Source organism: Pantoea sp. SOD02 (assembly GCF_024707505.1).
GTDB classification, from domain to species: Bacteria; Pseudomonadota; Gammaproteobacteria; order Enterobacterales; family Enterobacteriaceae; genus Pantoea; species Pantoea symbiotica.
This window is the reverse complement of sequence record NZ_CP102604.1, coordinates 2,417,162-2,433,522: the sequence shown is the minus strand read 5'-3', so window position 1 is coordinate 2,433,522 and position 16,361 is coordinate 2,417,162. Positions and strand designations below refer to the sequence as shown.

General features: G+C 56.0%; 11 protein-coding genes and 1 tRNA gene. 8 read left to right on the top strand and 4 right to left on the bottom strand.

From position 1 onward, the window contains the following. The first annotated feature begins 110 nt into the window (after nucleotides 1-110). Nucleotides 111-1,193, top strand: coding sequence for an acyltransferase family protein (locus tag NR302_RS11375; protein WP_258143494.1), 1,083 nt, complete (start codon nucleotides 111-113; stop codon nucleotides 1,191-1,193). 407 nt (nucleotides 1,194-1,600) lie between these two features. Here the strand turns inward: NR302_RS11375 and putA are convergent, their stop codons facing one another. After that, nucleotides 1,601-5,545, bottom strand: coding sequence for a trifunctional transcriptional regulator/proline dehydrogenase/L-glutamate gamma-semialdehyde dehydrogenase (putA, locus tag NR302_RS11370; protein WP_258143493.1), 3,945 nt, complete (start codon nucleotides 5,543-5,545; stop codon nucleotides 1,601-1,603). Between the two features lie 391 nt (nucleotides 5,546-5,936). Between putA and putP the strand changes: the two genes are divergently transcribed. From putP to phoH, 6 genes are all read left to right on the top strand, one after another. Continuing rightward, nucleotides 5,937-7,421 (top strand): sodium/proline symporter PutP, encoded by a 1,485-nt coding sequence (putP, locus tag NR302_RS11365; protein ID WP_061718473.1) that lies wholly within the window; start codon nucleotides 5,937-5,939, stop codon nucleotides 7,419-7,421. A gap of 217 nt (nucleotides 7,422-7,638) precedes the next feature. Next, the gene (gene efeU, locus NR302_RS11360) at nucleotides 7,639-8,472 is read left to right on the top strand and encodes an iron uptake transporter permease EfeU (RefSeq protein WP_258143492.1); all 834 of its coding nucleotides are present in this window, start codon (nucleotides 7,639-7,641) and stop codon (nucleotides 8,470-8,472) included. A gap of 54 nt (nucleotides 8,473-8,526) precedes the next feature. After that, nucleotides 8,527-9,645 (top strand): iron uptake system protein EfeO, encoded by a 1,119-nt coding sequence (efeO, locus tag NR302_RS11355; RefSeq protein ID WP_258143491.1) that lies wholly within the window; start codon nucleotides 8,527-8,529, stop codon nucleotides 9,643-9,645. Nucleotides 9,646-9,647: 2 nt separating this feature from the next. Beyond that, entirely contained in the window at nucleotides 9,648-10,925 is a 1,278-nt protein-coding gene (gene efeB, locus NR302_RS11350; RefSeq protein WP_258143490.1) for an iron uptake transporter deferrochelatase/peroxidase subunit, read from the top strand. Nucleotides 10,926-11,222: 297 nt separating this feature from the next. Beyond that, nucleotides 11,223-11,426 (top strand): hypothetical protein, encoded by a 204-nt coding sequence (locus NR302_RS11345; RefSeq protein ID WP_008105320.1) that lies wholly within the window; start codon nucleotides 11,223-11,225, stop codon nucleotides 11,424-11,426. 72 nt (nucleotides 11,427-11,498) lie between these two features. Next, the gene (gene phoH / locus NR302_RS11340; protein ID WP_008105319.1) at nucleotides 11,499-12,287 is read left to right on the top strand and encodes a phosphate starvation-inducible protein PhoH; all 789 of its coding nucleotides are present in this window, start codon (nucleotides 11,499-11,501) and stop codon (nucleotides 12,285-12,287) included. Nucleotides 12,288-12,416: 129 nt separating this feature from the next. On the opposite strand, the gene NR302_RS11335 is transcribed toward phoH, so the two are convergent. Beyond that, nucleotides 12,417-12,504: transfer RNA gene (locus tag NR302_RS11335), tRNA-Ser, on the bottom strand. Between the two features lie 244 nt (nucleotides 12,505-12,748). Between NR302_RS11335 and phoA the strand changes: the two genes are divergently transcribed. After that, nucleotides 12,749-14,155, top strand: a complete 1,407-nt coding sequence (phoA, locus tag NR302_RS11330; RefSeq protein ID WP_258143489.1) for an alkaline phosphatase — start codon at nucleotides 12,749-12,751, stop codon at nucleotides 14,153-14,155. A 43-nt stretch (nucleotides 14,156-14,198) separates the two neighbouring features. Here phoA and gap read toward each other — a convergent pair whose 3' ends face one another. Next, complete coding sequence (gap, locus tag NR302_RS11325) at nucleotides 14,199-15,209, bottom strand: type I glyceraldehyde-3-phosphate dehydrogenase (RefSeq protein ID WP_258143488.1); 1,011 nt, start codon at nucleotides 15,207-15,209, stop codon at nucleotides 14,199-14,201. Nucleotides 15,210-15,287: 78 nt separating this feature from the next. Beyond that, the gene (locus tag NR302_RS11320) at nucleotides 15,288-16,268 is read right to left on the bottom strand and encodes a GlxA family transcriptional regulator (RefSeq protein WP_258143487.1); all 981 of its coding nucleotides are present in this window, start codon (nucleotides 16,266-16,268) and stop codon (nucleotides 15,288-15,290) included. Between the last annotated feature and the right edge of the window lie 93 nt (nucleotides 16,269-16,361).

The following is a 16,361-nucleotide window of genomic DNA, read 5'->3' as shown; positions in this document are numbered from 1 at the left end:
ATGCCTTCGCCCGCTGTTTAATAATCGTTGAATAATCATAAATGCATCAACGCTTATTTCCTCAACCTTCTCCTTAAGACCTACACAGCAACAGCAGCGGGAGTCATCATATGAATAACGCCAGGAAAGAAGATATCGCATGGATAAATACCCTCAAGGGAGCCTGCATATTACTGGTGGTGTTGTATCACACCGTATTACCTGGATTCGAAGGCACGGTGAAATTATTGACGGCGGGTTGGATCCCAGCAGAAATATGGGTGCAGTTTAATACCGTATTGTCGCCGCTGCGTATGCCAGCGTTTTTCTTTGTATCGGGTTTATTAGCCACGAACGGTATTTTAAATCGGCCGTGGAAACAGGTGTTTACCAGCCGCATCACCAACCTGTTTTATCTCTATATTCTGTGGGGCTTTATTCAGTGGTGGTCGATTGTTGGCATCTCTACCGAGATCACCGGGCAGCGTATTTCGCAGAACCTCAACGCGGCGTATGCCGGTTCGCTGCTGGAGTTCTTAAAGCTCACGTTCCTCGCCATGAGTACCTCGTGGTATCTCTACGGCTTAGCGCTCTATTTCCTGTGCGCCAAGATCTTTAAACAGCAGAAAGTGGCGTTGCTGGTGGTGGCAATTGCGCTGAACTATCTGGCGGTGGAGAAGATCATTCCGTATTGGGGACCACAAAGCGTGGCGCAGTATTTCCTGTTCTTCCTGCTGGGTGCTTTCTGGAGCCCGATGATGCTGCGTCTCAGTGAATGGCGTCGCGACAACATTGTGCCTTGGGCGATATTGGCCGCGTTGTCTGGTCTGCACGTCATCTTTGGGTTGGATAAGAGTTTGTTCATGTGCATCCTTGCGGTGCTGTTCAGTGTGGCGGCATGTCGCTGGTTGAATGCGCATTTCAAGATGAGCTATTTGAATTGGGTCGGGCGCAATACGCTGCAAATCTACGTGATTCACCGCATCTTCATTGAGTTCTTCGGCATGTCGGCGATTCTATTCGCCCAGCATCATCACCTGTTTGAGCAAGCGTGGTTTTCGATACTGTGGGCCTGCTTCTATCCGCTGGCGATCGTCGGGATTTGTTCGCTGTGTTCAGTTGCGGTATGGCAAGTGACCAATCGTGGATTGGGGCAGTCGCTGTTTGTGTTTCCAACGCTGATTGGGTTGAAGCGGAATAAGTCTGCGGCGTGAAGCAAGTTTCAGTTAAGCACTGAGCGACTTTCGTTCGCCACGTAATCAGGCAGTTTCAGTTGTGCCGTGCGGCGACCGAGCAGAGGGCGCCTGGCCGCGCCCTCTGCACTCCCGGGCCTTGCGCCAGCCCAACTCGCCGCTGCGCGGTACCTTCACTCATTCACGGTTCCTGACGGACCGGTGGCGATTCGCTCCTGCTCAGCGCCACCTCTCGCCGCATCCATGCGGCTCGTCCTGGAATCCCTCATTCGCTCAGCGAGATGGGATGTCGCCTCAACACCCGCGCTTTAGCAGCAATGCCTTTTCCTGGCTCACAATCGCTGTAAATCCCGTAGGGTTGCCATTTATGGCGACCAGGTGCGCATGAATGCGCACCCTACGATGTCGGCATGCTGCTTAGCGCGAACTTAACCGATAGTCATCAAACTCGCATTACCGCCCGCTGCGGCGGTATTGACGCTCAGTGAGCGCTCAATCAGCAAACGTTCCAGCAGCAGATTGGTTTCGCCGCGCGCAAAGCCCTGTACCGAGACAATCGCGCCATCGCGTGCCGCGACCTGCTCACACAGACTGCGTAGCTGATCGGCATCACCGTGATAAATCACCGCATCAAACTCCGCCGCCAGCGCATCCTTCACCAGCTTGATGTGCGCTTGCACCTCCGCTGGTAAAGACTTACGCAGCGCACTATGCAGCTCATCATCCTGCCAGATGGCTTGGCTGCCGACGCTGGTCACTGCCGCCAACTGCGTCAGCGCATCTTCCGCGTTATCGGCGATGCACAGCACATGTTCGCGCGGCAGCAGGGTAAAGGTGTTGCGCTCGCCGGTTGGGCCCGGCAGCAGACGCACCGTACCGGCCTGCGCCAGCTCGTCATAACGCTGACACAGCGCCAGCAGCTCGGGCTTATCCTGCGCCCATTGCTGCAACGTCTGATGGGCACGCATCAACTCGGCACGCACCGTGCTGTCAACCGGACGCTCGGCATCCTGACGATCAAAGGTGATGCGCAGCGCGCCATCTGGACGATTAGCCAGCAAGCGGTAAAGATAGAGCGGGCCACCGGCTTTCGGACCGGTACCCGACAAGCCTTCGCCGCCGAACGGCTGCACGCCAACCACCGCACCGACCATATTGCGGTTCACATACAGGTTGCCGACTTTAGCGGTCGCCGTAACCTGCGCGATAGTTTCATCGATACGCGTGTGCACGCCGAGCGTCAGGCCGTAACCCGACGCGTTAATCTGCTCAACCAGCTGCGGTAAGTTATTGCGCGAGAAACGCACCACGTGCAGCACCGGACCAAACACCTCTTTATCCAGATCGCTGACCTGATCCAGCTCAATCAGCGTCGGCTTAATAAAGGTGCCGCTGTTCCACTCTTTAGTATCCTGTGGATTCTCCTGCGCCGCCTGATACACCTTAAAGCCTTTGTTGCGCAGCGCCTGAATATGACGCTCGATATTGGCTTTGGCTTCGGCATCAATCACTGGGCCAATGTCAGTCGAGAGACGTTCCGGGTTGCCCATGCGGCACTCCGCCATCGCACCACGCAGCATTTTCAGCGTGTGATCGGCCACATCATCCTGCACGCACAGCAGACGCAGCGCCGAGCAGCGTTGACCGGCGCTATCAAACGCCGAGGCAACGATATCGACAACCACCTGTTCGGTGAGCGCTGAGGAATCCACGATCATCGCGTTCATGCCGCCGGTTTCGGCGATCAGCGGCGTTGGACGACCCTGAGGATCGAGACGACCGGCCAAATTGCGCTGCAGCAGCGTCGCAACAGCTGTTGAACCGGTAAACATCACACCGCGCACGCGCTCGTCGCCAGTCAGTTGCGCGCCCACGGTTTCGCCCTGGCCCGGCAACAGTTGCAGCACACCTTTCGGTACGCCGGCATCCAGCAGAATTTGCACCGCCTGCGCGGCGATTAGCGGAGTTTGCTCTGCCGGTTTCGCCAGCACGCTGTTACCGGATGCCAATGCTGCGGCAACTTGTCCGGCAAAAATTGCCAGCGGGAAGTTCCACGGACTGATGCACACTACCGGACCCAGCGGACGATGGGTTTCGTTATCGAAATCGTCGCGCACCATGCCCGCGTAGTAGTAGAGGAAATCGACCGCTTCACGCACTTCGGCGATGGCGTTGTTGTAGGTTTTACCGGCTTCACGCACCAGCAAGCCGATCAGTTGCTGCATCTGGCCTTCCATCGCTTCGGCAGCACGTTCCAGAATTGCGGCGCGCTCCTGCGGCGGTGTGGCGAACCAGATTGGACCGGCATTCACCGCCGCATCCAGCGCATCCGACACTTCGGCTTCGGTGGCTTCACGCACGCTGCCCACGACATCCGCTGGCGCGGCAGGATTCAGCACCGGACGGCTCACGCCTTCGCCTAATTCACCTTCCACCAGCGGCTGGGCGATCCACGGCTGGCTGGCGCTGTTGAGCAGGGCGCTGGAAAGCGACGCCAGACGATGTTCGTTGGCCATATCCAGACCAGCGGAGTTGGCACGCTTGGCGCCATACAGATCGCGCGGTAGCGGGATTTTCGGATGCGGTAAACCCACCGCGCCTTCCGCGACGCCCATCTTCTCCACTGCGGCAACCGGATCGGCGACCAGCTCATCCAGCGGCAAGGTGTTATCGGCGATGCGGTTCACGAAGGAGGTATTGGCACCGTTCTCCAGCAGACGACGCACCAGATACGCCAGCAGCGTTTCGTGGGTGCCGACCGGCGCATAAATACGGCAGGGACGATTCAGTTTGCCATCAGCAACTTTGCCTACCACCTGCTCGTACAGCGGTTCACCCATGCCGTGCAGGCACTGGAATTCGTACTGGCCCGGATAATAGTTATTACCTGCCAGCTGGTAGATCGCTGCCAGCGTGTGCGCGTTGTGGGTAGCAAACTGCGGATAGATCAGGTTCGGCACCGCCAGCAGTTTGCGTGCGCAGGCCAGATAAGAGATGTCGGTGTACACCTTGCGGGTGTAAACCGGATAGCCTTCCAGGCCATCAATCTGCGCGCGCTTGATTTCACTGTCCCAATACGCGCCTTTTACCAGGCGGATCATCAGACGACGACGGCTGCGCTGCGCCAGGTCGATCAGCGAATCAATCACAAACGGACAGCGCTTTTGATACGCCTGAATCACAAAGCCGATGCCGTTCCAGCCTTCCAGCTCCGGTTCGAAACAGAGTTTTTCCAGCAGGTCGAGCGACAACTCAAGGCGATCGGCTTCTTCCGCATCAATGTTGATACCGATGTCATACGAGCGCGCCAGCAGCGTCAGGGATTTGAGGATCGGATAAAGCTCGTCCATCACGCGTTCATACTGCGCGCGGCTGTAGCGCGGATGCAGCGCCGACAGTTTAATCGAGATGCCCGGACCTTCATAAATACCACGACCATTCGACGCTTTACCGATGGCGTGAATCGCTTGCTGATAGGACACCAGATAGGCTTTGGCATCGCTGGCGGTCAGCGCCGCTTCGCCCAGCATGTCGTAAGAGTAACGGAAACCTTTCTCTTCCAGCTTGCGCGCATTGGCCAGCGCTTCGGCGATGGTTTCACCGGTAACAAACTGCTCGCCCATCAGGCGCATCGCCATATCCACGCCTTTGCGGATCAGCGGTTCGCCGCTCTTGCCGATAATGCGATTGAGCGAGCGCGACAGGTTAGCTTCGTTGTGGGTAGAGACCAGACGGCCGGTGAACAGCAAGCCCCAGGTGGCGGCGTTAACGAACATCGACGGGCTGCGGCCCAGATGCGACTGCCAGTTGCCGTTGCTGATCTTATCGCGGATCAGCGCATCACGCGTCGGTTTATCCGGAATACGCAGCAGCGCCTCCGCCAGACACATCAGCGCCACACCTTCCTGTGAAGAGAGTGAGAACTCTTGCAGCAAACTTTGCACCATGCCAGCGCGGCCGGTTGCACCTTTCTGGTGCCGCAACTTGTCGGCGAGGCTGTAGGCCAACTGATGGGTTTTATCTGCCAGCGGGGCAGGGAGACGCGCTTGCTCCAGCAGCATCGGCACGGCATCGGTCTCAGGACGACGCCACGCGGCAGTGATCGCCGAACGCGTTACCGACTGCGGCAAAATGTGTTCTGCGAAGTCGAGGAAAGGCTGCAGTGACTCTTCTGGCACGCCTTCATCAGCCAGCGCATCGATTAACTGTTGCGGGATTTCCGGCACGGATTCACCGGCTTCCAGCTGCTCAAGATAGTTAAAAATGGCCTGCTTGATCAGCCAGTGAGATGTGCGGTCAAGTTTCTGTGCTGCCAGTTTAATGCGATCGCGGGTGGCTTCATCCAGCTTCACCCCCATGGTAGTGGTTCCCATGATGTCCTCGTCCTCGAAAATAGTGATTCATCGCTTGCGTGGCAGCAATATCACCTATGTTGCAACTTTGTGCAACCGATGTTGCTGGGCGGTCGCCATGAATGGCGACCCTACGAAGCCAGGCGTTTTCTGTAGGGGCGCCATTCATGGCGACCGAGGTGCAACCTTAATGTGATCGAGTGCAACCTCTGGGCAGAAAAAAAGCAGCATTAGTGTCACCAATGTGACAGCTGTGTTAAATGCATTGTGCGCGCCGCACCTTTGCGGCAGGATACCGCGCCTTAAGAGAAATCGCTTTCTCTGGATGCGGTCAAATCATGCCGTTGCCCCGTTCCGGCAGCGATGATTAGAAGATTTCTCTTAGTGGATCAAATAATAAGTGGAGAGTCAGATGAGTATAAGTACACCGATGTTGGTGACCTTTATCGTTTATATCCTTGGGATGGTGTTAATAGGTTTCATTGCTTACCGTTCAACCAAAAGTTTTGACGACTATATTCTCGGCGGACGCAGTTTAGGCAGCGTGGTCACCGCGCTGTCTGCCGGTGCTTCCGATATGAGCGGCTGGTTATTGATGGGCCTGCCGGGCGCCATATTCCTTTCCGGTATTTCAGAAAGCTGGATCGCCATCGGCCTGATTATTGGCGCATGGCTGAACTGGCGCATCGTTGCGGGACGTCTGCGCGTGCAGACCGAGCATCATGATAATGCGTTAACCCTGCCAGACTTCTTCTCCAGCCGTTTCGAGGACAACAGCAAACTGCTGCGCGTTATCTCGGCGGTGGTGATTCTGATCTTTTTCACTATCTATTGTGCTTCTGGCGTGGTCGCGGGTGCGCGTCTGTTTGAAAGCACCTTTGGTATGGATTACCAGACCGCGCTGTGGGCCGGTGCCGCAGCGACTATTCTGTATACGCTGGTGGGCGGTTTCCTCGCGGTGAGCTGGACCGATACCGTGCAGGCCAGCCTGATGATTTTCGCGCTGATTCTGACGCCGGTGATTGTGATCGTCGCGGTAGGCGGCCTGGATGAATCGATGGCGGTGATTAAGGCGAAAAGTCTTGAGAATCTTGACATGCTGAAAGGACTGAACTTTGTCGCGGTGATTTCGCTGCTCGGTTGGGGGCTCGGCTACTTTGGCCAGCCGCATATTCTGGCGCGCTTTATGGCGGCGGATTCGCATCACACCATTCGCACAGCCCGTCGCATCGGCATGATTTGGATGATCCTGTGCCTGGCGGGTGCGGTTGCCGTCGGCTTCTTTGGTATCGCTTACTTCCAGAACCATCCAGAACACGCGGCTAACGTCAGCCAGAACGGCGAGCGCGTGTTTATTGAGCTGGCGCGTATTCTGTTCAACCCGTGGATTGCCGGTATCTTACTCTCTGCGATTCTGGCAGCGGTGATGTCTACGCTGAGCTGTCAGTTGCTGGTGTGCTCCAGCGCCCTGACCGAAGACTTGTATAAAGGCTTCCTGCGCAAAAATGCCAGCCAGAAAGAGCTGGTGTGGGTAGGGCGCTTGATGGTGCTGCTGATTGCGTTGATCGCTATCGCGCTGGCGGCGAATCCGGAAAACCGCGTACTTGGTTTAGTCAGCTATGCGTGGGCAGGATTTGGTGCCGCGTTTGGTCCGGTAGTGTTGTTCGGCGTGTGCTGGAAGCGTATGACGCGCAACGGTGCGCTGGCCGGTATGGTGGTAGGTGCGCTGACCGTGTTGCTGTGGAAATCTTACGGCTACACCGATTTGTACGAAATCATTCCTGGCTTCGCCTTCGCCAGCATCGCAATTGTGGTGTTCAGCCTGTTGGGTCGTGGCCCATCTGAAGCCGCGCAGCAGCGTTTTGCCGCAGCCGAAGCCGAATATCAGAGCAAATAACCCGTAGGGTCGCCATTCATGGCGACCTCATTCCCACATCGGCAGGGTCGCCATTTATGGCGACCATCCCCCATCTTCCCGCTCTCCAACCCGCAAAATCAAAATTAATTTCCCGCTGTGACTTGTATTTCTTCTTGCGATAATGATAATCGATATCGTTCGCACTTTACGTTTTTTTACCCAAGCTTTACTCTTCTTAAAATTCAAGAGGTTGGTGATGTTCGTTCCCTTTCTCATCATGCTGCGCGAAGGTCTGGAAGCAGCGCTCATCGTCAGCCTGATTGCTAGCTATCTCAAACGCACCCATCGCACCCAATGGTTTCCCGCGATGTGGGCTGGCGTATTTATTGCTGCCGCACTCTGCTTAGCGTTGGGTATCTTCATCAATGAAACCACCGGTGAGTTCCCGCAAAAACAGCAGGAGCTGTTCGAAGGCATCGTCGCGGTGATTGCCGTGGTGATCCTGACGTCGATGGTGTTCTGGATGCGCAAAGTCTCGCGCAATATCAAAGCCACGCTGGAAAAATCGGTCGATCAGGCGCTGCAGAAGCAGGGCGGCAGCGGCTTTCCGCTGGTGCTGATGGTGTTTCTGGCGGTGGCGCGTGAAGGGCTGGAATCGGTGTTCTTCCTGCTGGCCGCTTTCACTCAGGATGTCGGGTATGCGCCGCCGCTCGGCGCGGTGCTCGGCTTGGCTACTGCCGTGGCGCTGGGCTTTTTGCTCTATTACGGCGGCATTCGCCTCAACCTCGCGCACTTTTTCCGCTGGACCAGCTTGTTCATTCTGTTTGTTGCCGCCGGATTGGCCGCCGGTGCCATTCGCGCCTTCCACGAAGCCGGATTGTGGAATCACTTCCAGGATGTCGCGTTCGATATGAGCAACACGCTGTCAACGCACTCGGTATTCGGCACGCTGCTGGAAGGGATTTTGGGCTATCAGGAAGCGCCAAGCGTCAGCGAAGTGGCGATGTGGCTCATCTACCTTATTCCGGCGCTACTGCTGTTCTTCTTCCCGGCGCGACCTTCGATCAACGCGGCGCGCACCACTCGCTGAAATTAAATCAGGCGCGATTGCGCGCCTGTTCTTCCATGTAACAGGGATATCACTATGACGATTCGCTTCCGCCGTAAGGCGCTGTTGGTTGCTATGCTGGCGCTTTCCGGTGCCGCTTCTGCTGCTGCCGTCCCGCAAGTCACGGTTACCGTGACCGACAAACAATGTGAGCCGATGTCGCTCAACGTGCAGGCCGGTAAAACCCAGTTCATCATCAAAAACAACAGCCAGAAAGCGCTGGAGTGGGAGATTTTGAAAGGGGTGATGGTGGTGGAAGAGCGGGAAAACATCGCGCCAGGCTTCAGCCAAAAACTGACCGCCAATCTGGAAGCGGGCGAATATGACATGACCTGCGGCCTGCTGAGCAATCCGAAAGGCAAGCTGGTAGTGAGTGGTGATGCGAAGAAAGCGGCATCCGGCAAACCGGACGTGCTGGAGCTGGTTGGCCCTATCGCCGACTATAAAGTCTACGTGATGAACGAAGTGAAAGAGCTGGTGGCAGGCACCAAGGCGTTTACCGATGCGGTGAAAGCCGGTGACGTTGAGAAAGCCAAAGCCTTGTATGCGCCAACGCGCGTGCATTACGAGCGTATCGAACCGATCGCCGAGCTGTTCTCCGACCTCGATGGCAGCATTGATGCGCGTGAAGATGACTTCGAGAAGAAAAACGAAGATCCGAAATTCACCGGTTTCCACCGTCTGGAAAAAATCCTGTTCGCCGATAACACCACCAAAGGTGCCGAAGAGTTTGCCACTAAGTTGAATCAGGATGTGCTGGATCTGCAAACCCGCATCAGCGAACTGGCGTTCCCACCGGCGAAAGTGGTCGGCGGCGCGGCGGGTCTGATTGAAGAAGTGGCTTCCAGCAAAATTTCCGGTGAAGAAGACCGTTACAGCCGTACCGATCTCTCTGACTTCCAGGCCAACATTGATGGCGCGCAGAAAATCGTTGATCTGTTGCGTCCGCTGCTGCAGAAAAACAATCCGCAGCTGCTGGCGAAAGTGGATGCCAACTTCAAGAAAGTGGACGGCATTCTCAGCAAATATCGCACTAAAGACGGCTTTGAGTCGTACGAAAAACTGACCACCGCTGACCGTAATGCGCTGAAAGGCCCGATTACCACGCTGGCGGAAGATCTCTCCCTGCTGCGTGGAACCTTGGGTCTCGACTGATCATGAGTGATAAAAATGACGCGGCGCAGCCGTCGCGTCGTCGATTATTGCAGGGATTAGGCATGTTGGGCGGCGCGGCCGCCCTCGGCGGCGGTTGTCCGTTCCACACGGCCGCCGCCGATAGCTTCTCTCCCGGCACGGTTGCACCCAACTCGCGCCAGCAGGCGCAACCTTTTTACGGCGATCATCAAGCCGGTATCGTTACGCCGCAGCAGGCCTCGATAATGCTGGTGGCGTTCGATGTGCTGGCCAGCGATAAAGCCGAGCTTGAACGTCTGTTTCGCTTGCTGACCGAGCGCTTCGCATTTCTCACGCAAGGTGGACCGGCGCCTGCTGTCACTAACCCGCAGCTGCCGCCAATGGATTCGGGGATACTCGGTGCCGATATCGCGCCCGATAATCTCACCATGACCTTGTCGGTGGGCACGTCGCTGTTTGATGAGCGCTTCGGCTTGAGCAAACACAAGCCGGCGCAGCTGCAAACCATGACACGTTTTCCCAATGATTCGCTGGATGCTGAACAGTGCCACGGCGACCTGCTGCTACAGATTTGCGCCAACACGCAGGACACGGTGATTCACGCGCTGCGTGACATCATCAAACGTACGCCGGATCTGCTGGCGGTGCGCTGGCGTCGTGACGGCTTTATTGCCGACCATGCGGCGCGCAGCAACGGCAAAGAAACGCCGATCAACCTGCTGGGATTCAAAGATGGCACCGCCAATCCTGATACCCACAATCCAGCGTTGATGAACCAGCTGTTGTGGGTCACCGACGAGCAACAGGAACCGGAGTGGACGCGCGGCGGCAGCTATCAGGCGGTGCGCATCATCCGTTTTCATGTCGAAATGTGGGACCGCACGCCGCTCGGCGAGCAGCAAACCATCTTCGGTCGTGAGAAGTTATCGGGTGCGCCGCTCGGCATGAAAAACGAGCATGACGTACCGGATTACAGCAAAGATCCCGATGGTGATTTAATTGCGCTGGATGCGCATATTCGTCTCGCCAACCCACGTACGCCGGAAACCGATAGCAGCTTGATGCTGCGGCGCGGTTACAGCTATTCCAGCGGTATTACCGGTTCGGGTCAGCTGGATATGGGTTTATTGTTTGTTTGTTACCAGCATGATTTAGCCAAAGGCTTTATTACCGTGCAGCAGCGCCTTAATGGTGAAGCGCTGGAAGAATATATTCGCCCGATTGGTGGCGGATACTTTTTCGCGCTGCCGGGTGTGGCGGATAAAAACCATTATCTCGGGCAATCTTTACTGCAGGCCTGATTAATAAATGTGCAGCGCCTGCGTTGGCTAGCGTTACGCAGGCGCGTTTGTTAAGCATTCCTTAAACTTTACGCTGGACGTAGTCACTTCCGAATGTTCCTAAAAAGTTCCACCACCCGCCAATAAACCATCCATTTGATAAATATACAAAATTTAATTTAAGGTAAAAGGCCTCAGGCTTCGCTTATCTTTTTTTCTTTATCGGGACGTAAAATTAATGTTGCAAACCACCGCAAATATGATGCACTTTATTCATAAGCGTTGTCAGTTGTGTGGCTAAGCCACTGGAGTTCGCGCATGATTCGTCTCTCTGTGGGACAGTTAAATAGTTTCAACACACGCAGTACACTGCGGGGGATTTCTTCCCTGCTAAACAACCTCTCTACTTTTCAAACATCGTTCTCGTTCAATCTCATTTTCTTTACCGGTGCGCGCCTGCGTCTCGGCGCTGATGCGTACCATTCTCACTGGCTCGACACGGCTTACAAGGAAGCCAACTAAACCTCTAAAGCGTTCAAGTCATCGCCGCGGGTGATCCGCCGCGATAAATGAAACCAACTGTAAGGTGCCACTATGGGAAGACAGAAAGCAGTGATCAAAGCACGTCGTGAAGCAAGACGCGTTATTCGTAGCGACTCTCGCAGTCACCGTCAGCGTGAAGAAGAATCGGTCACTTCGCTGGTGCAAATGGGTGGGTTGGATTCGATTGGTATGGCGCGTGATGCACGTGACCGCGGGCCGATTGAAGCCAGAAATGAAGCTCAGGCACACTATCTCCATGCCATAGAAACGAAACAGCTTATTTTCGCCACCGGTGAAGCCGGCTGCGGAAAAACCTGGATTAGCGCAGCCAAAGCGGCTGAGGCCCTGATCAATAAGGATATCGAAAGGATTATCGTGACGCGCCCGGTTCTGCAGGCGGATGAAGATCTCGGTTTCCTCCCCGGAGACATTTCCGAGAAATTCGCGCCTTATTTCCGACCGGTATATGACGTTCTGGTTAAACGTCTCGGCGCTTCCTTTATGCAATACTGCCTGCGGCCCGAAATTGCCAAGGTAGAGATCGCGCCCTTCGCCTACATGCGTGGACGTACCTTTGAAAATGCTGTGGTGATCCTTGATGAGGCACAAAACGTCACCGCCGCACAGATGAAGATGTTCCTGACTCGCCTTGGGGAAAACGTGACGGTTATCGTCAACGGCGATATCACCCAGTGCGACCTGCCATCCCATGCTAAATCTGGCCTCGCCGATGCGTTAGCGCGCTTCGAAGAGGATGAGATGATTGGCGTGGTGCGTTTCGGCAAAGAGGATTGCGTCCGTTCAGCGCTGTGCCAACGCACGCTGCACGCTTACAGTTAACCGTTTGATTGAGAATGTAGCCTAAGCAAAACCCGGCGTGAGCCGGGTTTTTTATGTCGGGGATTCGAATCCCCCTCAGAAATAAGCAAAAAAAAGCCTGAACTTTCGTTCAGGCTCTTCTTTAGAATGTGGCGGTGAGAGGGGGATTCGAACCCCCGATACGTTGCCGTATACACACTTTCCAGGCGTGCTCCTTCAGCCACTCGGACACCTCACCACATTTTTTTGTCAACCGCGCTGGGTCAACGGGGCGCTACTATAGGGAGATCGCTGAAAAGGGTCAAGTGCTATTTTCTCCTTTTGTTCTATTCGCTTAAGCTCTGAGCGTATTGCCGTTAGCCTGCTCACAATGGCGATTCTGTCATCAAATCATTCCCTTTCTGTCACAAAAATGTCACCGCACTGTCGCAGACTTGTCCGCGGAAACATTTGGTTATATCTATGGATAAGGATGCTTATAAATGAAACAGATACCTCTCTTTACGGTTACGCTGCTGGCATCACTGATCGCGACATCAGCAGTGGCAGAAGATGCACAATATTCCCGCGCCGCTACCGGCGATGTCACCGAACACGGTGGCGCACGACGTCTCACTGGCGACCAGACCGAAGCGCTGAAAGCTTCATTAAGCAATAGCACGGCGAAAAACGTGATTCTGCTGATTGGTGACGGCATGGGAGATTCGGAAATCACCGCCGCGCGTAATCAGGCGCGTGGTGCAGGCGGTTTCTTCCCCGGTATTGATGCGTTGCCGCTTACCGGTCAATACACGCACTATTCATTAGACAAGAAAACCCACAAGCCAAATTACGTGACGGATTCCGCCGCCTCGGCCACCGCGTGGGCCACTGGCACCAAATCCTACAACGGCGCGATTGGCGTCGACGTGAATGGCAAAGATCAGGTAACGATTCTTGAGCTGGCAAAAGCCGCCGGTAAAGCCACCGGCAACGTCTCCACAGCTGAGTTGCAGGACGCCACGCCAGCGGCGTTGATCGCCCACGTCACCTCGCGTAAATGCTACGGCCCGGAGAAAACCACTGAGCTGTGCCCAACCAATGCGCTGGAGCAGGGTGGTAAAGGATCGATTACCGAGCAGATGCTGAAAACCCGCGCGGACGTCACGCTGGGCGGCGGCGCGAAATCCTTCGGCGAAACCGCCAAAGCTGGCGAGTATCAGGGCAAAACCCTGCGCGAACAGGCACAGGCGCTGGGCTATCAGTGGATTGATAATCTGGATGGTATGAACGCCATTCAGCAGGCCGATCAGAGCAAACCGGTGCTTGGCCTGTTCGCCGACGGCAATATGCCGGTGCGCTGGCAGGGACCGAAAGCCAGCTATCATGGCAACATTGATAAGCCGGTGGTGACCTGTGAAGTGAATAAAGAGCGCCCAGCTTCGGTACCGACGCTGGCGCAGATGACCAAAAAGGCCATCGATCTGTTGAGCACCAATGAAAAAGGCTTCTTCCTGCAGGTGGAAGGCGCGTCGATTGATAAGCAGGACCATGCGGCTAATCCATGCGGTCAGATTGGCGAAACTGTCGATCTTGATGAAGCGGTGCAGCAGGCGCTGGCATTTGCGCGCGAGCATGGCGATACGCTGGTGGTGGTGACCGCCGATCACGCGCACAGCAGCCAGATCGTGGAAAACGGCACCAAGGCGCCGGGCCTGACGCAGGCGGTGAACACCAAAGATGGTGCAGTGATGACCATCAGTTACGGCAATTCAGAAGAGGATTCGCAGGAGCACACCGGCACGCAGGTGCGTATTGCGGCGTATGGCCCGCATGCGGCCAACGTGGTGGGCTTGACCGATCAGACCGATCTGTTCTTTACCCTGAAGGATGCGATGGGGTTGAAGTAACGACGTTATTGGTGAGAAGGTCGCCATAAATGGCGACCCTACCTTACAAGCCGCGTTTTGCCATCAAGCGGGCTAAATCCACCAAACGGTTCGAGAAGCCCCATTCGTTATCATACCAGGCAAGGATCTTCACCAGATTGCCGCCAATCACCAGCGTAGAAAGCCCATCAATAATCGATGAACGGGCATCGCCCTGATAATCGCTCGATACCAGCGGTTCGTCGCTGTATCCGAGAATCCCCTTCAGCGGACCTTCTGCCGCCGCCGCTTTAAAGGCGTCGTTCACCTCTTCTGCTGTCACATCGCGTTTCAGCGTCACGGTTAAATCCACAATCGAAACCACCGGCACCGGCACGCGCAGGGAATAGCCGGTCAATCGACCATCCAGCTCCGGAATCACCCGACCGAGCGCCTTCGCCGCACCGCTTGAATAAGGCACAATCGACAGCGCCGCCGCCCGCGCACCGCGCAGATCTTTCTCTGGCTGGTCGTGTAGCACCTGGCTGTTGGTATAAGCATGCGTGGTGTTCATTAATCCGTGCTCGATGCCAAACGCCTGATGCAGCACCGCCGCCGCTGGCGCTAAGCCGTTGGTGGTGCAGCTGCCGTTACTCACCACAAAGTGCTGCTGCGGATCGTAACGCTGGTCGTTCACGCCCAACACAATCGTCAGATCATCGTTTTTGCCGGGCGCGGAGATAATCACGCGCTTCGCGCCGCCGCTAGTGATGTGCACGGCGGCTTTGTCGCGTTCGGTGAAGAAGCCGGTGGCTTCAATCACGATATCCACGCCGACATCGCGCCAGCGAATATTCGCCGGATCGCGCTCGCTGAACACGCGCACCGCTTTGCCATCAATGCGCAATTCGCCTTCGCCGGCTTCCACTTCCGCCGGTAATCTGCCGAGCAGGGAATCGTGTTTCAACAGATGCGCGAGAGTTTTACTGTCGGTGAGGTCGTTGATGGCGACGATTTCAATATCATCGCTGCCCAGCGCTGCACGAAAAACGTTACGTCCGATACGGCCAAAGCCGTTGATACCGATCTTAATCATGGTTGACTCCTTTTCCGAAGATGCTGGAGTCACTCTAGGCCGATGCCAAGGTGGCGTAAACGCCAAATAAGGATCACTTTACGCCAATTTCCTGCAGTGGAAGCGTTGACGATATTCGCCCGGCGTGAGATGCAGCTGTCGCTCAAAGCTGCGGCGTAAATTGATGCTGCTGCCGAAGCCGGTATGTTGCGCGATGCGATCCAGCGTGTCGTTGCTTTGCTCCAGCTGTTCACGCGCGGCGGCGAGGCGCGCTTCGGCCACATAACGTGCGGGTGGCGCACCGGTTTCTCGGGTGAACACGCGGGTGAAGTTGCGCGGGCTCATGGCAACGCGCTCCGCCAACTTCTCCACCGACAGATCGTCGGCGAGGTTGGCGCGGATCCAGTGTTGCAGTTCACCGATCGGGCCGATGCCGCTTGGCGTTTGCAGATGAAAACGGCTGAACTGCATCTGTCCGCCCGGACGGCGCAGATACATCACCATATCCTGCGCGATATCGCGCGCCACGCTAAAGCCGAAATCCTCTTCCACCAGCGCCAATGTCAGGTCAAAGCCCGAGCTGACGCCGCCGGAGGTCCAGATCGGTCCGTCCTGAATAAAGAGCGGACCGCCTTCCACCTGAATCTCTGGATAACGCGACTGCAAAGTATCGAGTAAGCGCCAGTGCGTGGTGGCACGACGGCCATCCAGCAAGCCGGATTCCGCCAGCAGCATTGCGCCGCCACACACCGAAACCACGCGGCGCGCCTGCGGGGCTGCCAGCTTAATGAAATCGACCACCATGTTGCCTTCTTCCGCGCTGTCGCCGCGTCCGGTGATCATGATGGTGTCCCAGGCAGTGCGCGGATCGAGATCGGCCAGTTTGAGGTCGGCTAATAGATTGAGGCCCGATTGGCCGTGGATCACCTGATGCGATTGAGTGGTGGCGAGGCTAACGCGATAGCGTTGCTGGTCAACGCCAACCGGCAGATGCTGATTGGCGCGCATCAGGATGTCGGCGATACCCGCCGCTTCAAACAGCATGCCGCCGTCGGGCACGATAATCAGAAAGGTTTTCATGGCGTGAAATGGATTTATTGACGGAATAAGCCAGAGTGTCTCATGTGGACGGGATTAATTCCATGCCAGGTCGCCACAGACGGCCAGGGTTTT